This is a genomic window from Aeromonas oralensis, from assembly GCF_049665575.1.
In the GTDB taxonomy this organism is placed as follows: domain Bacteria; phylum Pseudomonadota; class Gammaproteobacteria; order Enterobacterales; family Aeromonadaceae; genus Aeromonas; species Aeromonas hydrophila.
Genome location: NZ_CP187186.1, coordinates 643,319 through 665,331 on the forward strand (window position 1 = coordinate 643,319; position 22,013 = coordinate 665,331).

The 22,013-nt window shown below is 62.2% G+C and carries 19 protein-coding genes; 10 read left to right on the plus strand and 9 right to left on the minus strand.

Annotated elements, in window-relative coordinates:
* The first annotated feature begins 31 nt into the window (after positions 1-31).
* Positions 32-1,486 carry an ATPase RavA stimulator ViaA gene (gene viaA, locus ACPDZI_RS03265; RefSeq protein ID WP_076361478.1) on the plus strand — a complete coding sequence of 485 codons (1,455 nt, stop codon included), beginning with the start codon at positions 32-34 and terminating at the stop codon, positions 1,484-1,486.
* A gap of 9 nt (positions 1,487-1,495) precedes the next feature.
* Here viaA and ACPDZI_RS03270 read toward each other — a convergent pair whose 3' ends face one another.
* Positions 1,496-2,500 (minus strand): diguanylate cyclase domain-containing protein, encoded by a 1,005-nt coding sequence (locus tag ACPDZI_RS03270; RefSeq protein ID WP_438834549.1) that lies wholly within the window; start codon positions 2,498-2,500, stop codon positions 1,496-1,498.
* A gap of 223 nt (positions 2,501-2,723) precedes the next feature.
* Here ACPDZI_RS03270 and ACPDZI_RS03275 point away from each other — a divergent pair, with 223 nt between their 5' ends.
* From ACPDZI_RS03275 to ACPDZI_RS03285, 3 genes are all read left to right on the plus strand, one after another.
* The gene (locus tag ACPDZI_RS03275; RefSeq protein WP_438834550.1) at positions 2,724-4,586 is read left to right on the plus strand and encodes a diguanylate cyclase; all 1,863 of its coding nucleotides are present in this window, start codon (positions 2,724-2,726) and stop codon (positions 4,584-4,586) included.
* A 254-nt stretch (positions 4,587-4,840) separates the two neighbouring features.
* Positions 4,841-6,430 carry a peptide chain release factor 3 gene (prfC, locus tag ACPDZI_RS03280; RefSeq protein ID WP_438834551.1) on the plus strand — a complete coding sequence of 530 codons (1,590 nt, stop codon included), beginning with the start codon at positions 4,841-4,843 and terminating at the stop codon, positions 6,428-6,430.
* A gap of 168 nt (positions 6,431-6,598) precedes the next feature.
* The gene (locus ACPDZI_RS03285; RefSeq protein ID WP_438834007.1) at positions 6,599-6,937 is read left to right on the plus strand and encodes a nuclear transport factor 2 family protein; all 339 of its coding nucleotides are present in this window, start codon (positions 6,599-6,601) and stop codon (positions 6,935-6,937) included.
* A 66-nt stretch (positions 6,938-7,003) separates the two neighbouring features.
* On the opposite strand, the gene ACPDZI_RS03290 is transcribed toward ACPDZI_RS03285, so the two are convergent.
* Positions 7,004-7,480, minus strand: a complete 477-nt coding sequence (locus ACPDZI_RS03290; protein ID WP_438834008.1) for a MarR family winged helix-turn-helix transcriptional regulator — start codon at positions 7,478-7,480, stop codon at positions 7,004-7,006.
* An 80-nt stretch (positions 7,481-7,560) separates the two neighbouring features.
* Here ACPDZI_RS03290 and ACPDZI_RS03295 point away from each other — a divergent pair, with 80 nt between their 5' ends.
* Entirely contained in the window at positions 7,561-8,019 is a 459-nt protein-coding gene (locus ACPDZI_RS03295) for a carboxymuconolactone decarboxylase family protein (protein ID WP_438834009.1), read from the plus strand.
* 55 nt (positions 8,020-8,074) lie between these two features.
* On the opposite strand, the gene ACPDZI_RS03300 is transcribed toward ACPDZI_RS03295, so the two are convergent.
* Together ACPDZI_RS03300 and ACPDZI_RS03305 are read right to left on the minus strand one after the other, a co-directional pair.
* Entirely contained in the window at positions 8,075-9,013 is a 939-nt protein-coding gene (locus ACPDZI_RS03300; protein WP_438834010.1) for a bifunctional helix-turn-helix transcriptional regulator/GNAT family N-acetyltransferase, read from the minus strand.
* Between the two features lie 206 nt (positions 9,014-9,219).
* Positions 9,220-10,257, minus strand: a complete 1,038-nt coding sequence (locus ACPDZI_RS03305; RefSeq protein ID WP_438834011.1) for an alkene reductase — start codon at positions 10,255-10,257, stop codon at positions 9,220-9,222.
* 187 nt (positions 10,258-10,444) lie between these two features.
* Here ACPDZI_RS03305 and ACPDZI_RS03310 point away from each other — a divergent pair, with 187 nt between their 5' ends.
* Entirely contained in the window at positions 10,445-11,011 is a 567-nt protein-coding gene (locus tag ACPDZI_RS03310; RefSeq protein ID WP_076361471.1) for a TetR/AcrR family transcriptional regulator, read from the plus strand.
* A 299-nt stretch (positions 11,012-11,310) separates the two neighbouring features.
* Here the strand turns inward: ACPDZI_RS03310 and ACPDZI_RS03315 are convergent, their stop codons facing one another.
* Entirely contained in the window at positions 11,311-12,264 is a 954-nt protein-coding gene (locus tag ACPDZI_RS03315) for a LysR family transcriptional regulator (RefSeq protein ID WP_438834552.1), read from the minus strand.
* 153 nt (positions 12,265-12,417) lie between these two features.
* Between ACPDZI_RS03315 and aguA the strand changes: the two genes are divergently transcribed.
* Entirely contained in the window at positions 12,418-13,515 is a 1,098-nt protein-coding gene (aguA, locus tag ACPDZI_RS03320; RefSeq protein WP_438834012.1) for an agmatine deiminase, read from the plus strand.
* A gap of 265 nt (positions 13,516-13,780) precedes the next feature.
* On the plus strand, positions 13,781-15,484 hold the full coding sequence (locus tag ACPDZI_RS03325) for an amidase (protein WP_438834013.1): 1,704 nt from the start codon (positions 13,781-13,783) through the stop codon (positions 15,482-15,484).
* Between the two features lie 82 nt (positions 15,485-15,566).
* Here ACPDZI_RS03325 and ACPDZI_RS03330 read toward each other — a convergent pair whose 3' ends face one another.
* The 3 genes from ACPDZI_RS03330 to ACPDZI_RS03340 all read right to left on the minus strand — a co-directional run bounded on the left by ACPDZI_RS03330 (position 15,567) and on the right by ACPDZI_RS03340 (position 17,818).
* A complete protein-coding gene (locus ACPDZI_RS03330) occupies positions 15,567-16,028 on the minus strand; it encodes a CesT family type III secretion system chaperone (protein WP_438378355.1) in 462 nt (153 codons plus the stop codon).
* 112 nt (positions 16,029-16,140) lie between these two features.
* Entirely contained in the window at positions 16,141-17,022 is an 882-nt protein-coding gene (locus ACPDZI_RS03335) for a hypothetical protein (protein WP_438834014.1), read from the minus strand.
* 346 nt (positions 17,023-17,368) lie between these two features.
* Complete coding sequence (locus tag ACPDZI_RS03340; RefSeq protein ID WP_438834015.1) at positions 17,369-17,818, minus strand: hypothetical protein; 450 nt, start codon at positions 17,816-17,818, stop codon at positions 17,369-17,371.
* Positions 17,819-18,329: 511 nt separating this feature from the next.
* Here ACPDZI_RS03340 and cphA point away from each other — a divergent pair.
* The gene (gene cphA / locus ACPDZI_RS03345; protein WP_438834016.1) at positions 18,330-19,094 is read left to right on the plus strand and encodes a CphA family subclass B2 metallo-beta-lactamase; all 765 of its coding nucleotides are present in this window, start codon (positions 18,330-18,332) and stop codon (positions 19,092-19,094) included.
* A gap of 164 nt (positions 19,095-19,258) precedes the next feature.
* A complete protein-coding gene (locus ACPDZI_RS03350; protein WP_438834017.1) occupies positions 19,259-20,551 on the plus strand; it encodes a lipopolysaccharide biosynthesis protein in 1,293 nt (430 codons plus the stop codon).
* Positions 20,552-20,625: 74 nt separating this feature from the next.
* On the opposite strand, the gene ACPDZI_RS03355 is transcribed toward ACPDZI_RS03350, so the two are convergent.
* Positions 20,626-21,873: a DEAD/DEAH box helicase gene (locus ACPDZI_RS03355; RefSeq protein WP_438834018.1), complete on the minus strand. Its 1,248-nt coding sequence runs from the start codon at positions 21,871-21,873 to the stop codon at positions 20,626-20,628.
* Positions 21,874-22,013 lie beyond the last annotated feature (140 nt).

The window sequence follows — 22,013 nt, forward strand, 5'->3', positions numbered from 1 at the left end:
ACTGTGGTGAGCCCGGTCGGCGGAGGTCGCCATGCTTGAGATCGGCATGATGGATCTGGGGCTGCTTATCGGCGAGGGGGAGCTGGCGGGCGAGATGGCACTGCTGTTGGCCTCCACTCCCAAGATCTCCGAGTTCATCAAGCGCTCCCCGCTGCAGGGCAAATTGTTGCAAAAGCGCATCCGCCGCTGGAGCGAACAGCTGGGGGAGGAGATGCGCCACAAGCCGGTGCCGGTGGCGCTGGAGCAGGAGTATCGCCTCTATCAGGCCCACAAGGGGTTGCCGCTGGCCGAGCTGATGGGGCGTCTGCCGGCCCTGCTGGACGGGCTGGAACAGTACAGTCCCTTCGCCGGCGAGGCGCGCAGCCTGGTGCGCCAGCTGATGGCCCACCCCACCGACAGCCAGCGCCAGCTGCTGATCGAGAAGTGGCGCACCAGCCTGGTGGGCAGCCTGCTGCAGCTGCAGCAGCAGATCGCCGAGGCGGAGCGGGAGAAGCAGCGCCAGGAGATAGAAGATCAGCTGCTGGCGAGCCGTACCCTGGCCGATGCGCTCGATCCCAACCAGATCTCCGCTGGCGGGCTGTGGGATCTGGCGCAAGGCAGCTGGCACAAGCGCAGCCTGGTGCTGGTCAAGCAGTACGCCCGCATGCTGCAGCGCGAGCCGCTGCTGGCGGAGATCGCCAACCTGCTGGGGCGCAGCGAGCAGGACAACCGGGCCAACGACTCGCCGGTGCCGCCGGTGCAGGTGCATGAGCTGGAGGAGGTGCAGACCGACGACGTGCCGGACGATCTGGTGGGCATTCACCCGGCCAGCGATCTGATGCGACTGTTGCCGAGCGAGGCGGTGATGCTGGCGCTGCCGGAGCTGGAACTGGAGTTCTACCGCCGCTATCTGGAGCGGCGCCTGCTCAGCTACCAGTCGCGTGGCACCCTGCCGCGCCAGCGCATCATGCTGCGCACCCCGGAACTCGGCGGACGCCAGCTGCAGCAACGGGGGCCCTTCATCGTCTGCATCGACACCTCGGGCTCCATGGGGGGATACCCGGAGGAGTGCGCCAAGGCGTTGTTTCTGGCGCTGCTCAAGGTGGCGATGGACGAGAAGCGGGGCTGCTACCTGATGCTCTTCTCCACCGAGGTGGCGACCCTGGAGATCACCGCCGACACCGGGCTCGACAAGGCGGAGCGTTTCCTCTCCATGAGTTTTCACGGCGGCACTGATCTGGTGCCCTGCCTCGAGAAGGCCCTGATCAAGCTGGATGACCCCGCCTTTGCCAAGGCGGACGTGCTGGTGATCTCCGACTTCATCGCCCAGAGCCTGCCTCACAGCCTGCTGGATCGGATGAATCGCCAGCGCAAGCAGCAGACCCGCTTTCACGCGGTGGCCATGTCCCGCCACGCCAAACCGGCGCTGCTGCGGGTGTTCGACAACAGCTGGTTGCTCGATTGCGGCCTGCGCGGGCGCCTGCTGCGGCGCTGGCAGCGCAGCTGAGCCTGGTCGTCAGCAGCGAGGCTGGTGGCCGAGTCCCCGTTCGTTGACCTGCTCCTGATCCAGCAGCGGCTGGCCGCTTGGCTGGGAGACGTAAAAACCCCGCTTGCCGCTGCGCTTGACCCGATACATGGCCTGATCGGCGCGGGCCAGCGCCGTGCTGAAATCATCCTGTGGCCGGATCGCCGCAATCCCCATGCTCAATCCCACCGAGGCGTCGCCGTTGGGCAGCTCGAACGGGGTGGAGATGGCATTGATGCACTGGCGGGCCAGGTGGCTGGTGCGGGGATCGTCGCAGGTCCAGGGCAGCAGCAGCACGAATTCGTCGCCGCCGAGCCGGCCTATCTTCACCCCCTCCTCGCAGCAGTCGCGCAGCCGGCGGGTGAGGGCGATCAGCAGCTCGTCGCCGGCGCGATGGCCCAGGTTGTCGTTGACCTGCTTGAAGTCGTCGAGATCGATGAAGCAGATTGCCTGGTACTCCTGCGGGAACTGACGCTGCAGCGCGGTGCGGTTGAGCAGGCCGGTGAGGGGATCCCGGTGGGCCAGCTGTGCCAGCTGCTGCTCGTACTCTTTCTCGTGGGTGATGTCGATGTGGGTACCCATCACCCGGATGGGATTGCCCTGTGCGTCCCGCTCCACCACCCGGCCCCGGTCCAGCACCCAGGTGGTCTTGCCGTCCTTGGCGATCATCCGGTGCATCACCTGATAAAACGGGCTCTTGCCGCTCAGGTGATCGAAGAAGGCCTGCAGCACCCGCTCCCTGTCTTCCGGGTGCAGGTGGGCGCGCCAGACGTCGAAGTGGGCCGACAGCTCCTTGGGCTGGTAGCCGAGCATGGCGCCCCAGCGGCGGTTGAAGATGATGAGCTTGCCGGTGGGCACATGGTTCTGCCAGATGCACAGGCCGGTGCCGTCCATGGCGGCTTCCAGTTTCTCCCGCGCATCGTCGGCGACCCGCTTGAGCCGTTCGTTCTCCTGCAGCAGCTTGTCGTAGGCCGCCTGCAGCTCCTGGTATGTCATCAACCCGCGCTTCCCTGTAGTGGATGGCGCTTATAGTCGATGCTGATTTTCCATCTGTAAAGAGGCACGAGGAGTCAGTGTGAGAGCCCGCCAGATCTGGCTGTTTTTCTCTCTTTCTCCCAGATGGCTGTGTGCTTGAACAAGGCAGGATATGATGGTCATAGTGAACACACCTGCCTAGCTGCACCACCAGAGGGGAAACCGAACCGGCATGAAACGCATCATGACCCTGATCCTGCTGACGGGATTGTGCACGCCCCTCGCCTGGGCGGCCCGGGCGCCGCTGACCGAACCCCAGCTCTCCCGCGAGCTGCAACTGCTGGAAGAGGGCTTCCAGCCCGACCGCATATTCCGGCTGCGCATCGCCGCGCTGGTGGCGAGCAAGGAAGAGTACCCCCTCGACGTGCAGGGACGCATCGTGCGCCTGCAGTGCTGGGCCATGCCCGCCGAGTGGGACAGCGAGTATCGTGCCGTGGTGGCCTTTGCCGATCAGCAGCTGGCCATCGCCCGGGCCCGCAAGGACAGGATCACCGAGACCGGCCTGCTCACCTGTCGTGGTTTTCACCAGCAGCTGCTCGGCAACATGGACCAGGCCAAGGCTGACTATCAGCAGGCGCTGGTGCTGGCCCGCCGGCTCGGTGATCGGCTGCAGGAGGCCGACATCCTCAGCTTTCGCGGCGACATGTACGCCTATCAGGGGGAGCTGGCGGAGGGGCTGATGGAGCTTATCGAGGCGCACAAGCGCTTCGAGTCGCTCGAGCAGGACGGCAAGGCGCGGGAGGTGCTGGCCCAGATCGCCAACGCCTACCGGCGGATGGGGCTCTACGAGCGGGCCGAGGGCTACTTCAAGGAGCTGGAGCACGACTACGGCAACCTGGGGGATCAGGAGCGGCTGGTGGACATCCGCTCCCAGCAGGGGCTGCTCTATGCCGAGATGGGGGAGTATGAACGGGCTCTGCCGCTGATGATCCAGGCCGAGCAGCTCTACCGCTCCCAGCAGAAGGAGGGGCAGCTGGCCTGGATCCAGATCGAGATCGCCACCATCCTGCTCAACCAGAACAAGGTGGTCGAGGCGGTGGGCAAGTTGCAGCAGGCAGATGCCATTCTGCGTGGTGGCGAGAGCTCCGACAGCGTGACCCTAGGCCACTGGCAACTGGTGATGGGGATGGCGGAGGCGGCGCAGAGCAACCCGACCAAGGCGCTCTACTACCTGGCGCAGGCCGAGCCCATCTTCGTCAAGGAGAATAACCAGCGCTTCCTGGCACGGGTCTACGAGGTACGGGCCCGGATCCTGGAGCAGCAGGGCCAGATCAACGGGGCACTGGCCAGCCTCAAAAAGTACGTCGAGACCAAGCACTCTCTGGAGCGAATGCTCAGGGAGCAGCGCTCGTTGCAGATGCGCTTCGAGTTTGACCTGGCCCGCAAGGAGCTGGAGAACCAGGCCCTCAAGACCAAGCAGCTGCTGCAGGAGGCCAAGCTCAAGCAGCTGCAGGAGCGGCGCCACTGGCAATATGCAGTGGTCATTCTGTTGCTGCTGGTGATGGGCATGCTGGTGCTGCATCAGTTCAACCGTTCCCGCAAGATGCGCCGACTTGCCATGACCGACGACCTGACCGGGCTGCACAACCGCCGCCAGATCCAGGCCAAGGGGCAGGCCTGGTTCAAACAGGCGCGAGAGCATGGCCGGACCTTGTCGGTGCTGCAGCTCGACATCGATCACTTCAAGCAGGTCAACGATACATTGGGTCACCACATGGGGGACAAGGTGCTGGCCGAGGTGGCGAGTTGCGTCGCCGCCCAGCTGCGCTCCCTCGATCGGGTGGGGCGCAACGGTGGCGAGGAGTTTCTGGTGCTGCTGCCCGACACCTGCCTCGACGAGGCGGTCGAGGTGGCGGAGCGGATCCGCCATCGGGTCGCCCAGCTGCGCATCGACGGGATGCCGGAGGGGCAGCCGGTGCATGTCAGCATTGGCTGTGCCCAGTACAGTCCCCTCGACGAGAGCTTTGGCGATCTGGTGCAGCGGGCCGACGAGGCCATGTACCGGGCCAAGCAGGCGGGCCGCAACCAGGTGATGCGGGCCGAGTAGGGCGCGCAGGCCGCCCTGCTCGTCTGCAAAGCCGGGCTGGGTATTTTTCACTCGCGCGGGTATAATGTCGCGCAATTTTGCTTTGGCTCAGGTGAGAAGACCCATGTAACGCAACCCTCTTCCTCTCTCCACCGGTTGGTCTGATGCCAGCTTGGTGTGGCTCGTTGCGTATCCATGCCGGACCGTGAGTCAATGCGGCACTCCGGAATTATCCCACGGTGGCTTAAGGCCGCCGCCCAATAGAAGAACGTTGAATTATGTCAGCTGAATTTCTGAGTGAAGTCTCCAAGAGACGCACTTTTGCGATCATTTCGCACCCGGATGCGGGTAAAACCACCATCACTGAAAAAGTCCTGCTGTTCGGACAGGCCATTCAGCGCGCCGGTACCGTCAAGGGCCGTGGCTCGGGCCAGCATGCCAAATCCGACTGGATGGAGATGGAGAAGCAGCGTGGTATCTCCATTACTACCTCGGTGATGCAGTTCCCCTATGCCGACTGTCTGGTCAACCTGCTTGACACCCCGGGTCACGAGGACTTCTCCGAAGATACCTACCGTACCCTGACGGCGGTCGACTGCTGCCTGATGGTCATCGATGCCGCCAAGGGTGTTGAAGACCGGACCCGCAAGCTGATGGAAGTGACCCGGCTGCGTGACACCCCCATCCTCACCTTCATGAACAAGCTGGATCGCGAAGTGCGCGATCCGATGGAGGTCATGGACGAGGTGGAGCGCGAGCTCAACATCATGTGTGCCCCCATCACCTGGCCCATCGGCTGCGGCAAATCCTTCAAGGGGGTCTACCACCTCTACAAGGACGAGACCTATCTGTATCAGAGCGGTCAGGGCCACACCATCCAGGAGAAGCGGGTGGTCAAGGGGTTGAACAACCCCGAGCTGGATGCCGCCATCGGTGAAGATCTGGCTGCCCAGCTGCGCGGCGAGCTGGAGCTGGTGCAGGGCGCCTCCCCCGAGTTCGATCACGAGGCCTTCATCGCTGGCGAGATGACCCCGGTCTTCTTCGGTACTGCGCTCGGCAACTTCGGTGTCGACCACATGCTGGACGGTCTGACCGACTGGGCACCGTCGCCCATGCCGCGCAAGGCCGAGAGCCGTGAAGTGGCCGCCACCGAGGAGAAGTTCTCCGGCTTCGTGTTCAAGATCCAGGCGAACATGGACCCGAAACACCGCGACCGTATCGCCTTTATGCGCATCGTGTCAGGCACCTACTCCAAGGGCATGAAGATGCGCCACGTGCGCATCGGCAAGGACGTGAACATCTCCGATGCCGTGACCTTCATGGCCGGTGACCGTGAGCAGGCGGAAGACGCCTTTGCCGGCGACATCATAGGTCTGCACAACCACGGCACCATCCAGATCGGCGACACCTTCACCCAGGGTGAAGATCTCAAGTTCACCGGCATCCCGAACTTCGCACCGGAACTGTTCCGCCGCATCCGTCTGCGCGACCCGCTCAAGCAGAAACAGCTGCTCAAGGGGCTGGTCCAGCTCTCTGAAGAGGGCGCGGTGCAGGTGTTCCGTCCGCTCATCAGCAACGATCTGATCGTGGGTGCGGTCGGTGTGCTGCAGTTCGACGTGGTGGTCTCTCGTCTGAAGAGCGAGTACAACGTCGAGGCCATCTACGAGGCGGTCAACGTCTCCACCGCCCGCTGGGTGGAAGGGACAGACGTCAAGAAGTTCGAGGAGTTCAAGCGCAAGAACGAGGTGAACCTGGCCCTCGATGGCGGTGACAACCTCACCTACATCGCGCCGACCATGGTCAACCTGCGCTTGGCCCAGGAGCGTCACCCGGACGTCCAGTTCCGCCAGACCCGCGAGCACTGACAAGTGCTTGCCCGCTAGGCAGACAAGATAAAAAAAGACCCCGCCCAGGCGGGGTCTTTTTTTGCATGGCGCTCAAGGCGCAGATGGGGGCAGAGCCACCGTCACCCGTCGACAAGGGGGGCGATGCCCCCTATAAAGGAGGCTGTTACATGATTCAGGGAGTGATGCATGTCGGTCGAACTGCTCGTCGAGGCACAATTTAACGCTTACAACGCCCACGATCTCGAGGCCTTCCTGGCCTGCTTCGCCGAGGCGTTCAAGGGATACCGGATGCCGACGGAGAGCCCGAGCACAGTGGGCAAGGGGGCGCTCAGAGCCTTCTATGCCGAGCACAGATTCAATAACCCGCTGCTCAGGGCCGAGCTGCTGTCGAGAACCGTCATCGGCAACAAGGTGTTTGATCACGAGTTGATCTATGGCCTCTCCCCCGAGCCGCTGGAGAGCATGGCCGTCTTCGAAGTGGAGGCGGGCCTGATCAAGACGGCCTGGTTCTACTTCCCCACCTGACAAGCGCCCAGCGCCCCTGTCTGCCTTGGCCTGACTGCAAACCCCGTCCGCTAACACCGGCTGGCGTCAGGCCTCGCCCTCCATGCCGCTGGCGAGGTTCGCCAACCAGCGTTTGACCAGCAGCAACTCCTCCTCGGCTAGCGGGGCGGCCAGCTCCTGCTCCAGCCGGGTGACCCTGGCCTTGGCCTCGGCCAGCAGCGCGGCGCCCGCCGGGCTCAGGCTGAGCTGCTGGATGCGGCCATGCTGGAGGTGTGGAGTGCGGGCCAGCAGGCCGCTGCGCTCCAGGCTGGTCACCATGGGGCTCACCGTCTGGGGGGTGAGCAGGGTGAGGCGGGCGAGCTCGGCGTTGGAGCTGCCGGGGTAGGCATCCAGCATGGTGAGCAGGGCAAACTGGGGCGCCGTGATGGGCAGGTCCGCCAGCGCCCGCTCCATGCGCAGGCGCTGGGCGGCCGCGGCCTGGCGCAGCAGATAGCCGAGGTGGCCCGCTTCGCCGCGCTTGCCTTCGCCGGGGGCGGGCAGGGGGATGGGCAACTCTGTACTCAAGGGGGGCTTGTTTATCATGTCAGGGTGCTGATATGTTGTTCGTGCCCTGATATTAAATCATGCCCAAGGAGAACACCAGAATGAGCACCCGCATCGATTACCCCGACTTTCGCCGGCTGCTGCCGGCGGCTCACGATGCCTTGATCGCCGCCGGCAAGGCGGTGGACGAGGCTGGCCTCGACAAGAGCCTGAGCGAGCTGGTGAAGCTGCGCGCCTCCCAGCTCAACGGTTGCAGCTTCTGCCTGCAGTATCACCTGAACATCGCCCGTCGCAGCGGGGTGGGGCAGGCCAAGCTGGATCAGCTGGCGGCCTGGCGCGACGCTACCGTGTTCAGCGCCCCGGAGCGGGCGGCCCTGGCCTGGACCGAGAGCCTGACCCGGCTGCCGCCGGACGGTGTGCCCGACGCCCTCTATGGCGAGCTGCGCGAGCACTTCAGCGAGGTCCAGATAGTGCAACTGTCGGTGACGGTGGCCACCATCAACAGCTGGAACCGGCTCGGGGTGGCGCTGCGTTTCGTGCCGCCTGCCGCCCAGCTTTGAGCGGCAAACAAAAGGGCGGCATTGGTGCCGCCCTTTTTCATCCTGAACTGATCACTCAGGCCGGTCGCTGGCCATCGTCGGCGCCAAGCGCCAGCACCATGCAGATCTCGCAGGCATCGTGCCCGGTGCTGCCGAGCGGGCCCGGCAGGTGTTCGAAGCCCAGGGATTCGTAGAGCGCGGTGGCCTCGCGCAGCACGGCGGTGGTCTCCAGGTAGCAGCGCTGATACCCGAGTGCGCGCGCCTCGTCCAGCGCCTGCAGCACCAGCCGGCGTCCCAGCCCCAGCCCGCGCAGGGAGGGCATGAAGTACATCTTCTGCAGCTCGCAGACTTGCCCCTCTTCCCCCGCCAGCGGCGCTATGCCGCCTCCGCCGAGAATGGCGCCGTCCGGCCCCTCGATCACCCAGTAGCGGCTCTGCGCACCCTGATAGGTCTCATGCAGCCGATCCAGATTGGGGTCGGCCACCCCGTATCCCTTGTCGGCGGTGAGCCCGTATTCGGCGGAGACGGCGCGGATCACGGCGGCGATATGGGGGTTGTCGGCGGCTGTGATGGGACGAATGCGGTAGCCCTGCTGGCGGCGGGCACGGGAGAGGGCGCTGCGATAGAGGCGCAGGCCGGTCCACAGCTGCTCGCGCTCGGCGAGGGTGAGCTGGGCCAGGGTCTCTTCCATGGCGCTGTCCATCTCCTGATGCAGATCCAGCAGCTGGGCCTGGCCGGCGATGGTGAGGCGCGCCTCCTTGCTGCGGCCATCGGACGGATGGGGGTGCCAGCTGATGAGCTCGCGCTCGGCCAGGCGGGCCAGCGGGCGGCTGGCGTTGGACTTGTCGATGCGCAGCCGCTCGGCCAGTTGCTGGTTGGTGGCGGGGCCGCTCTCCAGCTCGATCAGCAGATGGGCTTCGAGCGGGCTGAGCGCCAGTTCGCCGCACTGCTGGGAGAGCATGCCGAGTTCGCGTACCAGATCGCGCGACAGGGCGCGCAGGGGGCGGGGATCCATATCAGGGCTTCCTATTTGGTTGTCATCAACAACCAATATAGCCAACTAGTTGTTACTAGCAACTTTTTTATTGCGCTGGTGAGGGGTCACGGAACCGGCGGGTATGAGAAGCGGACACAAAAAAGGGCCCGGGAGGGGGCCCAAACATTGGAAACCCGCGCGAGGGCGCGGATCCCATCCTTGGTCAGGCAAGGTGCCGGCGAGCGTTAGACCAGCTCGGCCAGCATGGTGTCGGCATAGGGAACCAGGGCGTCGCCCTGTTTCACTTTGGCGAGGTAGTCCGGGTTGGCGATGAGCGGGCGACCGATGGCGACGAGGTCGAAGCGGTCGGCCTTGATGGCCTCGGCTGCGGTCTCGGCGCTGTAGTTGCCCACCCCCACCAGATGACCGTCGTAGCGGGCGCGCAGGTAGTCGGAGGCGCGGCCGCCCAGGTAGTCGAAGGTGAGGCTGTCATCGAAGATGCCGAGGTGCACATAGGCCAGGTTGCGCTGGTTCAGCTCGGCCAGCAGGTGGTCGAACACGGCGCGATCCCGCGCATCCCCTTCGAGGTGCACATAGGCGCCGGGGGAGAGGCGCAGGCCCACCCGATCCCCGCCGATGCGGGCATTGATGGCATCCACCACCTCCAGCGCGAAGCGGCTCATATTTTCCGGGCTGCCACCGTAGTTGTCGGTGCGCAGGTTGCTGGCGTGGTGCAGGAACTGATCGATGAGGTAGCCGTTGGCACCGTGGATCTCCACCCCGTCAAAGCCCGCTTCGATGGCGTTGGCGGCGGCCTGGGCGTAATCCTCGACCAGCTGGGCGATTTCGCTTTCGGTCAGGGCGCGCGGCACCTGATAGACCAGTTCGCGCATGCGCGGCACCGTGCCCTCATGGGCGACGGCAGAGGGGGCCAGCACTTCGGCGTGGTGGAAGAAGGGGTGGGAGAGACGACCCACGTGCCACAGCTGGGCGAAGATCTTGCCGCCGTTGGCATGCACGGCGCCGGTCACTTTCTTCCAGCCGGCGATCTGCTCGGCGCTGTAGAGCCCCGGGGTATTGGGGTAGCCCTGACCGTCCGGCCGGATGATGGTGGCTTCGGAGATGATGAGGCCGATGTCGGCGCGGCGCGCGTAATAGGCGGCCATCTGCTCGGTGGGCACCAGGCCCGGGCCTGCCATGCAGCGGGTGAGGGGAGCCATCATGAAACGGTTGGCCAGGGTGAGGGTGTCGTTGAGGCGATAGGGCTGAAACAGGGTATTCATGATCGTCTGTCCTGAGGGAGTGATTCTTGAACGTGCATTCAAGACGTTTTTTGTTTTGTGTGCAAGTCTTTTTTGAACGAGCATTCAACATGGGTTGGTGTTGCGGTCCCGCTGGGGTAAACTTGCCGCCCTTTTATTTCCCCCGCCGGCCCCTGGCCGGTGAATCCGCTTTTTCAACGGAGAAACCATGCGCAGCGCCGAGTTCAACCGGGACGACGTCTTGCGAAATGCCATGGAGGCATTTCGGGCCAAGGGTTACGCCAAGACCACCATGCAGGAGCTGGTGGCGGCGACCGGGTTGCATCCGGGCAGCCTCTACGCGGCGTTTGGCAACAAGCGCGGCCTGCTGCTGGCGGCGGTTGACCACTATGTGCAGGAGAAGAGCGCCCTGCGGCGCAGCTTCTTCGCCGCCGCGAGCCCGCTGGCGGGGGTGCAGGCCTACCTCGAGCAGGTGGTGAACGACGCCCTCTGCGGCACCTGTCTGGTGACCCGCACCCTGATGGAGCTGGCGGAGCAGGATGAAGAGCTGCACCTGAAGCTCAAGGCTATTTATGGCGAGCTGGATGCGGATCTGGCGGCGGTGCTGAGCCTGGCCCTCGAGCGCGGCGAGCTGGCAGCCGGGCGCGACATCCCGACCCTGACCGCCTTCCTGCTTATCAACATCCAGGGCCTGGTCACCTTCGCCCAGTGCCGCCCCGAGCCCGCCCTGCTGGGCGGCGTGGTCACCCAGTTGATGACGGCCCTGCGGGCGTAATGCCCCGCCCAGAAACAACCATGGCTCCCGCGGGAGCCATGGTTGTTTCTGGGGGAGGCCGCACGCCGCCAAGTTGTTCGCTCCCTTCTCCCCTTGCGGGAGTCATGGTTGTTTCTGGGGATGCCACACGCCACCGGGTTGTTTGCTCCCTTCTCCCCTTGCGGGAGAAGGGTTGGGGATGAGGGGGAGGTCACATGCCGTCGGGTTATTCAGGAGTCACCAGCTCTTTCATCAGATGCTTGAGCCACACCAGGGCCGGCTGCTGCGCATGCTGCTTTGGTATGCCAGACGCTGCGGGTTTACGCCGGGCTGACCAACTCCTTCATCAGGTCTTTCAGCCAGATCAAGGCTGGTTGCTGCGCATGCACCGGATGCCAGACGCAGTTGAGGTGATAATCCGGCACGTCTTCGGGCAGCGGCAGGCTTTTCAGCGGCCAGTGGGTGGCGAGCAGCTCGGCTACCATGCTGGGCAGCACCAGCAGGTGATCGCTCTGGCTGACGATGGCGGCGGCGGACATATAGCTCTGGCTGTTGACCGAGATGGTGCGGCTAAAGCCCTGACTTTTCAGATAGCGGTCTAGGCTCGCCTCCGAGGTGCCAAGCGGCGAGTGGAACACATGGGGCATGGCGATAAGCTGCTGCAAGGTGATGCGCTCCTGCCACTGGGAGGGGTCATCTTCGGCCCCGGTGGGGGCCGATTTGGCAATGGGCAGATCGGCGCGCACCAGCCCGGCCAGCGGCTCGGTGAGCCAGGTCTCCTTGCCCAGATACCCCGGCACCTGCATGTATTCGTCAAAGCCCAGCACCAGGTCTATCTCGCCGCTCGCCAGCTCGGCTTCGGGCAGGGTGTCGCGCAGGATGCGGATCTCGATGGTGACCCCGGGCGCCAGCCGTTTGAGGCGCTGGATAAGGGGCGGGATCAGCACGCACTCCACGTAATCCGTGGTGCAGAGCACGAAGCGGCGCTTCGACTGGCTCGGCTCGAACACCTCCTCGTCGCTGAGCTGCTGCTCCAGCAGTCGCAGCGCCTGCTGTACCCCCAGATGCAGCCGCTGGGCGCGCGGGGTCGGCAGCATCCCCTGCGGGGTGCGTACCAAGAGCGGATCGCCAAAGAAGGTACGCAGGCGATTGAGTGCATGGCTCATGGCGGGCTGGCTGATAAAGAGCGTTTCGGCGGCGCGGGTGACGCTGCCCTGCGCCATCAGGGCGTCAAAGGCGAGCAGCAGGTTGAGGTCGAGCTGGTGCAGTTTCATCAAGATTATTTGCCTGGCTTATGGGGCAATCCATCCTATTCATTTGATGGATGTGAGCGCAACTTCTTACACTGCGACCACTGTTATTTTTCCAGGATCCCCGCACCATGTTTTCACGCCTGCGGGGTCTCAATCCATGCAAGGAGCCTTGCGATGAGCATCAAGACCATGAACACCACGCCGGCCGCTGACGGCTTCACCATGCCCGCCGAGTGGGCACACCAGCAGGCCGTCTGGATGATCTGGCCGTTTCGCCCGGACAACTGGCGTGAGGCCGGTCGCTTCGCGCAAGCCACCTTCGCCAAGGTGGCCGATGCCATCGGGCAAGCCACCCCGGTCTTTATGGGGGTGCCGGCCCGGTTTATGGAGCAGGCTCGCGCCATCATGCCTGCCCACGTCACCCTGGTCGAAATGAACAGCGATGACTGCTGGGCCCGCGACAGCGGCCCCACCATCGTCACCAACGCGGCCGGCGAGTGCCGTGGGGTGGATTGGGGCTTCAACGCCTGGGGCGGCCACAAGGGCGGTCTCTACTACCCCTGGGATCAAGACGAGCAAGTGGCGGCCCAGATGCTGGAACAGCACGGCATGGCCCGTTACGACGCGCCGCTTATTCTGGAAGGGGGCTCCATCCACGTCGACGGCGAAGGCACCTGCCTGACCACCGCCGAGTGCCTGCTCAACGAAAACCGCAACCCGCACCTGAGCAAAGAGCAGATCGAAGCTCACCTGCGCGACTATCTGGGTGTCACCAGTTTTATCTGGCTGGACGAAGGCGTCTACATGGACGAGACCGACGGCCACATCGACAACATGTGCTGTTTCGTGCGTCCGGGTGAAGTGGCCCTGCACTGGACTGACGACCAGAACGATCCCCAGTACGCCCGCTCCGTGGCCGCCCTCAAGGTGCTGGAAGCGGCGGTCGACGCCAAGGGTCGCAAGCTGAAAGTGTGGAAGCTGCCCCAGCCGGGCCCGCTCTACTGCACTCAGGAAGAGTCTGCCGGCGTCGAGAGCGGTACCGGTGTGCCGCGTGAAGCAGAAGGTCGTCTGGCCGGCTCCTACGTGAACTTCCTCATCACCAACGATCGCATCGTCTACCCGCTGCTGGATGCCGCCACCGACGGCGAAGCCCAGCGCATTCTGGAAGAGATCTTCCCGGAGCATAAGGTCGTCGGCGTACCGGCCCGCGAGATCCTGCTGGGCGGTGGCAATATTCACTGCATTACCCAGCAGATCCCCTCCGGCAAATAAGAACCGGATGACGATCCTGCTGCGAAGCCGTGATCAAGGCTCATGTGCTGCTCGGAAGCCTCACGTATGTTTATACGCTCCGGTTCCTGTGCTGCTCTTCACCTTGCTGACGACCTCTCGCGACGGGTCGTAAACCGGTTTACGCCAGCTGAGGTTGGTATTAAAAACCCCACGCCGTGGGGTTTTATCTCTTGATAATGTGATGAGCGCCGGCGCCGATGCGGCGATCATCATGACAAACAGTCACCCTTTACAGGAGATCCCCATGATCGAAGTGACCGAGGTTTCCATTGCCGAGCTGCGTGCCGCGCTCGAATCAGGCCGCACCACAGCGGTCGAACTGGTCGAGGCCTACCAGGCTCGGATCGCCGCCTATGACGGCCCCGAGACAGCAACCCGCCTCAACGCCGTCGTGGTGCCCAACCCCGATGCCCTGAAAGAGGCGCAAGATTCTGATGAGCGCCGCGCCCGTGGTGAAACTTTGGGGCCGCTCGACGGCATCCCCTACACCGCCAAAGACAGCTATCTGGTCAAGGGGCTGACCGCCGCCTCCGGTAGCCCGGCCTTCAAGGATCTGGTGGCCCAGCGCGATGCCTTTACCGTCGAACGCCTGCGCGCCGCCGGAGCCATCTGCCTTGGCAAAACCAATATGCCCCCCATGGCCAATGGCGGCATGCAGCGCGGCGTCTATGGCCGTGCCGAGAGCCCCTACAACGCCGACTACCTGACCGCGCCCTTTGCCTCCGGCTCCTCCAACGGTGCCGGTACTGCCACCGCCGCGAGCTTCGCCGCCTTTGGTCTGGCGGAAGAGACCTGGTCGAGCGGCCGAGGACCAGCCTCCAACAACGGCCTGTGTGCCTATACTCCGTCCCGTGGCGTGATTTCAGTGCGTGGCAACTGGCCCCTGACCCCGACCATGGACGTCGTCGTGCCCTACGCCCGCACCATGAATGATTTGCTGGAAGTGCTGGATGTGGTGGTCGCCGACGATGTCGACACCCGTGGCGATCTCTGGCGCATGCAGCCCTGGGTGCAACTGCCCAAGGCCTCCGAAGTGCGTCCGGCTTCCTATCTGGATCTGGCTGCCAAGGCCGATGCCCTCAAGGGCAAGCGCCTCGGCGTGCCGCGCATGTTTATCAACAAGGATGAACTGGCCGGCACCAGCGAAAACCCCGGCATCGGCGGCCCGACCGGTCAGCGCATCCATACCCGCGAGACCGTGATTGCCCTCTGGGAAGATGCGCGCAAGGCGCTGGAAGCCGCTGGCGCCGAAGTCATCGAAGTGGACTTCCCGCTGGTTTCCAACTGTGAAGGGGACCGACCCGGCGCGCCGACCGTGTTCAATCGCGGCATCGTGAGCCCGGAGTTTCTCAACGACGAGCTGTGGGAGCTCTCCGGCTGGGCGTTCGACGACTTCCTGCGCGCCAACGGTGATCCCAAGTTGAACAAGCTGGCCGATGTCGACGGGCCGAAGATTTTCCCCCACGATCCGGGCACCCTGCCGAACCGCGAGGGCGATCTGGCGGCGGGCATGGACGAGTACGTCAATATGGCCAAGCGCGGCATCAAGCGCTTTGACGAGATCCCCACAGTGCCGGACGGCCTGCGCGGCCTGGAGAAGACTCGCAAGCTGGATCTCGAGGACTGGATGGACGGGCTCAAGCTCGACGCCGTGCTGTTCCCCACCGTCGCCGACGTCGCCCCGGCTGATGCGGATGTGAATCCGGCCTCCGCCGATATCGCCTGGAGCAACGGCATCTGGGTTGCCAACGGCAACCTCGCCATTCGCCACCTCGGCGTGCCGACCGTCACCGTCCCGATGGGGGGGATGGCCGATATCGGTATGCCGGTGGGCCTGACCTTCGCCGGTCGCGCCTATGATGACAACAACCTGCTGCGCTTCGCCTCGGCCTTCGAGTCTACCGGCAGCAAGCGGATGGTGCCGCCACGCACGCCGCCGTTGGCCTGATTGATTGTTGTTAGGTCAGGCACAAAGAGAGAGGGAGGCATCATGCCTCCCTCTTTTTTCGTCCATTTTCTGGTGTTGTTCATCACACCCGGATGTTCTGGCTTGCGTCCATCTCGCTCTTTGTCACATGCGTGGTTTGCCCCTCTTGGGACAAGCTGGCCTCCCACTCGTGGGCCTTCTCCAGCAGATCGGCGAGGCTCTCCCTGATCTGTTGCGGGCGATAGTTCCCCAGTGCGATCTGGGAAAAAAATGATACCCGCTCGGTGCCGGGATAGATGCCGACCCCATAGCCATGGCGCAAGGGAGCAAGGGCATGCTCGCCAAAACGCAGGAATAACTCGCGGGATAAACGCTCGGGAAGATCGCTCGCCGTGGTTACCGAGAGCACCAGCGCCATTTCGTGGGGTTGAGCCACGATATTGACCACAAAGGGGGCGGTCGCCTCCTCTGCTGCTCGCTGGATCTCGAATGTGCAGACGCCGTTTTTATCGAAGGCCAGCGGTTCGACCGACAGCTCGGCCACGATTTTCTGATAGATATCCAATACAACACTCCAGTCCGGTTGCCCGGTCGTCGTCGAAGGGGCAGGGCAAGATCACAACGAGACGGCCCCGCCGCCAAGCGGGCAGGGCCGTCATCCATATTCACGGTAAGGGCTACACCTTGATATTGAGTGCTCGGCCCTCTTCCAGTTCGAACACCCGGACATCGCTCACCGGGTTGTCGTTAAAGCGCACGCTTTTCTTCATCTTGGCGGGGGCGTTCTTCCCGTCCGATGAGCCAGTGCTTTCATCGATCGCCGGTGAGGTCTCGTTGGTGCGGGTGTTTGCCGCGGTCAGGGCATCCAGCTCGGCGCTTGCTCTTTGCTCAAACAGCTGGCCGAAGCTGCGATTGAACTCGGCATTGACCTTGGTGTTGAACACCTCCGACTCTTGACTCTGCACCTTCAATGCCTCTTGCAATGCCTTGGGATCGTTACTCAGCGAGGTGAACAGCGTATTGGTCTGCTCGATGGCTCGGGAACTCAGCAGGCCGAAGATGGCGTCTCTCCCGTTGATAAAACTGGAGAAGTGCTCCATGGCAAATGCCCGGGAGGAATCGCTCATGGCTTCAAGACCCAGTCGATTCTTGTTTGAGTCGGTAACATCTGCCAGGGTTGCCGTTTTGGGGTCGCAGCCCGGCTTCAGATACTGGGCATCGTTTTTGAATTCGCTGATGGGCTGGTTAAAGGCTTGCTGCACAAGCTTCTTGATTTGGCCAAGTTCAGTCAGTTGCCGCTGCACCTCGGACTGAATTTGAGTTGCCCGGGTGGTGAGTGCACTCTCCCCCTTGGTGGTGGCTCGGCTAAAGAAATCGACCACCGCATTTTTGATGCGACCCAGCGTGCTTAAATGGGCCAGGTCCCGCTGTACGGAGACATCCCCACTCTTGCCGATATGAATGCTGTACTCCTTGCCTTCACCCAGATGAAGGGCAAGCTTCTGATTGCTGCCGGGGTTGACGTTGGCGAGCTGCAGGCTGTCGATAGCCTTCAACATAACCGGGGTAGCTCCATGAATAGTCATGACCTTGGTTCCTTATCTCACTACAAGCAATACATCTGGCCTGCATCATACCCGTCAGTGAAAACGCCGTTTATTAGCCATGGTTGCACTATTTTAGGTTAGGGACGAACTGCGATTACAGCAACCTGCTGCATGCGTCCCCTGTCTTTGAAGTCACGGGTAGCAAGGGGAGGGGAGAATATCTTGAGGAAAGGGTAATAAAAGCTAAAGCCTTGAGTAAAATAGTGCCCCATTACTATAGCGACTAGTAACTGAATAAGTCTTAAAGTGCAAAGTAGTCTTTTAAAAAACTAGGGGCATTATTATAATTTCAACGCTGTTAGAATGGCATTCCACCATTAATGGTAACTTCTAAAGCTGAAGTCGGAAGCCCTGAATTATAGGTGCCAATCTTAGCGTGGGCTACAGCAAGGACACTACGACTTATACCATCTACAGCGAAGACATCAATCTTGCCATGACCATAATAAGTTGGCGCATTATTTGGGAGGCAGAATGATGCTGTTTGATTGGGCTGTAATATTGTTGGTTGCCCAATAGCAGATATGTTGACAGCACCTTCAATCGGACTAGTGTAAAGAACACCATTAAGATCGAAAAAAGTGAAGTTCACATTTACATCTATATCTGAAATATTAGTTGTGGAGAAGCAAGTTCTTGATGAGTATGCACCGACCATTGACTTTGTCACCTCAGGGATATAGGCAGTATTGGCCAGCAATTGTGACGAAAAAAATGTCAGCATTATGGGGGTGATTATTTTTTTCATAGTTAACTCACAGTTGTAATGTTTTTGCAGTTTTAATTAACATAAGTTAATTTCACCGGAATGTACATATATATAAATTCACCCTAACCCATTTGGGGGGGGCGAGAAATATAAGTTATCCTTATTCATGAGATATGAATTATGTATGATTTTTGTATAGTTATCTTTTCAATCAAATTGTTTTAGCGGCACTCTTATATTCTTGATGGTAAGTTGTGGCTGTAGGTCACGAATAGTGAAGCATATGCGGATGATAACGCTCTGCTAATCGTCCCTATATCAAGCCTCTGATTTGCATACTTTGACCATTTCCCTCCTTCCATTCCCCCCTACTGCCAATTGCCATCTTGGTCATGGTTCGCTGCCGATTTTTCCAGACTTCCCCCGACTTCACCTTCTCTTCACACAAGCCCATTTTCCCTTCACAAATCCCCCGTATTTTCTGCCCACTGATAAATGGGCCTGGCTTGTCACAGGGGTGACGAGGAGCCGGTTGGAGCGAGGGAGCAAGATGATGAAAGGTTGGATAAAGTGCGGGCTGGCCGGGGCGGTGGTGCTGATGGCGAGTTTCTGGGGCGGCAGCGTGCGAGCGGCGGGGATGTCGCTGACGCAGGTGAGCGGCCCTGTCTATGTGGTGGAGGACAACTACTACGTCAAAGAGAACTCCATGGTCTATTTCGGGGCCAAGGGGGTGACTGTGGTGGGGGCGACCTGGACGCCGGATACCGCCCGCGAGCTGCACAAGCTGATCAAACGGATTAGCAGCAAGCCGGTGCTGGAGGTGATCAACACCAACTACCACACCGACCGGGCGGGTTGTAACGCCTACTGGAAGTCCATCGGGGCCAAGGTGGTGGCGACCCGCCAGACCCGGGATCTGATGAAGAGCGACTGGGCCGAGATCGTCGCCTTTACCCGCAAGGGGTTGCCGGAGTACCCGGACTTGCCCCTGGTGCTGCCCAACGTGGTGCACGAGGGCGACTTCACGCTCCAGGAGGGCAAGCTGCGCGCCTTCTACGCGGGCCCGGCCCACACGCCGGACGGCATCTTTGTCTACTTCCCCGACCAGCAGGTACTTTATGGCAACTGCATCCTCAAGGAGAAGCTGGGCAACTTGAGCTTTGCCGATGTGAAGGCCTATCCGCAGACTATTGAGCGACTGAAAGCGATGAAGCTGCCGATCAAGACGGTGGTGGGTGGTCACGATTCACCGCTGCACGGCCCCGAGCTAATTGATCACTACGAGGCGCTGATCAAGGCCGCACCCCAGTCATAAGCCGCCCGACGGCAGCCGGATGACACGCTGGATGCACGATAAAAGAAACGCCTGGCCGGGCGTTGCTGGCAGGGGGATGTCCTTGCCCCCTGTTTCGGGCTGTTCAAGGGCGGCCCCCTTTCATAAGATGGGCCTCTCTTCATGCAGTTAGCGGGCCTTTCGTGATGCACGCAATTCAAGACGAACAACCCGATTCACTTGGCCGCCTCAAGCAGGCTTTCATCACCGGCATGTGGGCGTCGCTGGCCAGCATCATCATCGGCTTCGCCTTCAAGGTGTGGCTGGCGCAGTGGGTGGCCAAGGGAGATCTGGCGCTGTTCAACAGCGTGGTGGATTTGATCTCCCTCTCCTTGATCCTGATGACCGGCTTTCGCTCCTCCATGGTGGTGAGTTACTCCCAGACCAGGAACGATCGGGACATCATCAATATTTTCCGCTACTTCCTCATCGGCATGGTGCTGCTCACCTGGGGGCTGGTGATCCCCTACATCAAGCACGGGCTCCATATCCGGGCCGAATATCTGCAACTGGTAGGGGTCATCTTCGGGCTGGGGCTCAAGGTCTACTTCACCAATCTGGTGGCCATGTACCGGATGTACGGGATCTCCAACCGGGTCACCTGGCTGGAACCGCTGGCCAATGGCCTGCTGTTTATGGCCTGCTATTTCGTACTTGGCCTAGATGCCCTTGCTTCGCTCTTCTACGGGCTGACGTTCTCTTCGCTCGCCATCGCCGGCTACATGTATCTGCACCGGCGTAGGGCCATCGCCACCCGACCGCTGGCCAAGGTTGAGCTTGGCCCCGAGATGCGCAGCTATGTGAAGAAGAGCTTTACCGCCTCCCTCGAGGCGGGGGCCAGCATCCTGATGATCTACATCACGGTACTGCTCACCATTCGCCACTTCAGCCTCGACGAGCTGGGGGATTTTCAGGTGGTTGTGCGCCCCATCTTTACCTATATGACCACCCTGTTCGTCTTCCCCATCTACCGCTTCGTGCTGCCGGAGCTGGCAGTCAATCTGCGCAGCGGCGATCACCGCCAGATCCGCCTGATCCGGCGCTGGATCTTCCGCCTCAGTGTCATCGTCAGCCTGGTGTTCTTCCTGGTGATGCTGCTGGCGGGCAAGCCGCTGGTGTCGCTGCTGTTCCCGGCTGATTATCTGGGGGCCGTGCCGGTGCTGCTGCACTTCTCCCTCTTCTTCATCTTCATGATGCTCAACGGCTACCAGCTCGCCTACATCAAGGCCCACGGCCACTTTACCCAGAGCCTGCTGATCCGGGCGGTGGGCATAGTGGCACTGGTGGCGGCCTACTACCTGGTGGCCCGCTTCACCACCAACGTGGTGGCCATTATCGTGGCGCTGGGCCTCGGTTATCTGGTGATGTTCGTGCTCTCCACCCTAGCCGAGCAGCGCATCCTGCGGGCCCTGCCGCCGGAACTGGCGGCTGCGCCTTAGGAGTGGAGCAGGTGTGTATCGGATAACAAAAAACGCCCGACTGGGCGTTTTTTTATTGGCGGTGCCAGAGCGGCTTAGCGCCGGCCCTTGCCACCCTTGTTGCCTGCAAGCGCCTGCTTTCTGGCACGCTGCTTCTGGGCTGCCTTGCTGCTGCGGCGTGGCTCGGGCTCGAAGCGGGTCAGGTCTGGCTCAAAGCCCGGGAACCACTGCTGGGGCAAACGGGTATCGAGCACCGCCTCCACCTTCTCCAGCAGCGGCGCATCTTCCGGGCTGAACAAGGTGATGGCGAGCCCCTTGTTGCCGGCGCGACCGGTGCGGCCGATACGGTGTACGTAATCCTCTGCCACAAACGGGAATTCCATATTGATCACGTAGTTGAGATCCGTGATATCGAGGCCGCGGGCCGCCACATCGGTGGCCACCAGTGCCTGCAGGGTGCCGGCGCGAAACTCCAGCAGCACCTTCTCCCGCACGCCTTGCGACAGATCGCCGTGGAAGGCCAGCGCATTGATGCCCGCCTTGCCGAGCTGCTGGGCCAGCTTGTCGGCCCCCTGGCGGGTGCGGCTGAAGATCAGGGCCGGCGCCCAGCCTTTGACTTTAAGCATGTGTTCGACCAGCGCCAGCTTGCGATCGCCATCCACCGTATAGACCCGCTGCTCCACCTCGGCCGCCGTGGTGTTGCGCGGCGCCACTTCAATCAGCTCGGGGTCACGCAACAACACCTTGCTCAAGGCAAACAGGTTGTCGTCGCAGGTGGCCGAAAACAGCAGGGTCTGGCGATCCGCCGGGATCTGTTTGAGCAGCGCTTTGATCTCGTCCATAAAACCCATGTCGAGCATCCGGTCCGCCTCGTCAAACACCAGGTAGCGCAGCGCGGCCAGACTCAGCGCCCCTTGCCGCAGATGGTCGAGCAGCCGGCCCGGTGTGGCGATCAGGATATCCACCCCGGCTTTCAGCGCCTCCACTTGCGCCGCGATACTCACCCCGCCGTAGACCAGCGTGCTGGTGAGGTCGGTGCCCTTGGCGTAGCGCGTGACGCTCTCATGCACCTGTGCCGCCAGCTCGCGGGTCGGCACCAGCACCAGTGCACGGATCGGGCGGGATTCCCCTTGCGGCTGCGCCAGCAACTGCTCCAGCAGCGGCAACACGAAGGCGGCGGTCTTGCCGGTGCCGGTCTGGGCACCCGCCATCAGATCGCGCCCCGCCAGAATGACCGGGATGGCGCTGGCCTGCACCGGGGTCGGCGCGGCGTAGCCAAGCTCGGTCAGGGTCTGCTGCAAGCGGGGGGAGAGCGCCAGGTCGGCGAAGGAGGCAATGGACATAAGGGTACCCGTCGGGATGAGCGCGGCCACGCCGCGCAGGAAACAGTCTTGATGGCCGGCATGGTAACAGATAGAGGAAGGCCGGCAGAAGCTGGGTTGGGGGAGTGGGGCTATGAAGGGTAGAGTTCATCAGCAAGCAG

What these genes read in the sequence shown, in the direction of transcription:
- viaA (WP_076361478.1), top strand. Translation starts at nt 32, where the DNA reads ATGCTTGAGATCGGCATGATGGATCTGGGGCTGCTTATCGGCGAGGGG.
- ACPDZI_RS03270 (WP_438834549.1), bottom strand. Translation starts at nt 2,500, where the DNA reads ATGACATACCAGGAGCTGCAGGCGGCCTACGACAAGCTGCTGCAGGAG.
- ACPDZI_RS03275 (WP_438834550.1), top strand. Translation starts at nt 2,724, where the DNA reads ATGACCCTGATCCTGCTGACGGGATTGTGCACGCCCCTCGCCTGGGCG.
- ACPDZI_RS03285 (WP_438834007.1), top strand. Translation starts at nt 6,599, where the DNA reads ATGTCGGTCGAACTGCTCGTCGAGGCACAATTTAACGCTTACAACGCC.
- ACPDZI_RS03295 (WP_438834009.1), top strand. Translation starts at nt 7,561, where the DNA reads ATGAGCACCCGCATCGATTACCCCGACTTTCGCCGGCTGCTGCCGGCG.
- ACPDZI_RS03300 (WP_438834010.1), bottom strand. Translation starts at nt 9,013, where the DNA reads ATGGATCCCCGCCCCCTGCGCGCCCTGTCGCGCGATCTGGTACGCGAA.
- ACPDZI_RS03305 (WP_438834011.1), bottom strand. Translation starts at nt 10,257, where the DNA reads ATGAATACCCTGTTTCAGCCCTATCGCCTCAACGACACCCTCACCCTG.
- ACPDZI_RS03310 (WP_076361471.1), top strand. Translation starts at nt 10,445, where the DNA reads ATGCGCAGCGCCGAGTTCAACCGGGACGACGTCTTGCGAAATGCCATG.
- ACPDZI_RS03315 (WP_438834552.1), bottom strand. Translation starts at nt 12,264, where the DNA reads ATGAAACTGCACCAGCTCGACCTCAACCTGCTGCTCGCCTTTGACGCC.
- aguA (WP_438834012.1), top strand. Translation starts at nt 12,418, where the DNA reads ATGAGCATCAAGACCATGAACACCACGCCGGCCGCTGACGGCTTCACC.
- ACPDZI_RS03325 (WP_438834013.1), top strand. Translation starts at nt 13,781, where the DNA reads ATGATCGAAGTGACCGAGGTTTCCATTGCCGAGCTGCGTGCCGCGCTC.
- ACPDZI_RS03335 (WP_438834014.1), bottom strand. Translation starts at nt 17,022, where the DNA reads ATGTTGAAGGCTATCGACAGCCTGCAGCTCGCCAACGTCAACCCCGGC.
- ACPDZI_RS03340 (WP_438834015.1), bottom strand. Translation starts at nt 17,818, where the DNA reads ATGAAAAAAATAATCACCCCCATAATGCTGACATTTTTTTCGTCACAA.
- cphA (WP_438834016.1), top strand. Translation starts at nt 18,330, where the DNA reads ATGATGAAAGGTTGGATAAAGTGCGGGCTGGCCGGGGCGGTGGTGCTG.
- ACPDZI_RS03350 (WP_438834017.1), top strand. Translation starts at nt 19,259, where the DNA reads ATGCACGCAATTCAAGACGAACAACCCGATTCACTTGGCCGCCTCAAG.
- ACPDZI_RS03355 (WP_438834018.1), bottom strand. Translation starts at nt 21,873, where the DNA reads ATGTCCATTGCCTCCTTCGCCGACCTGGCGCTCTCCCCCCGCTTGCAG.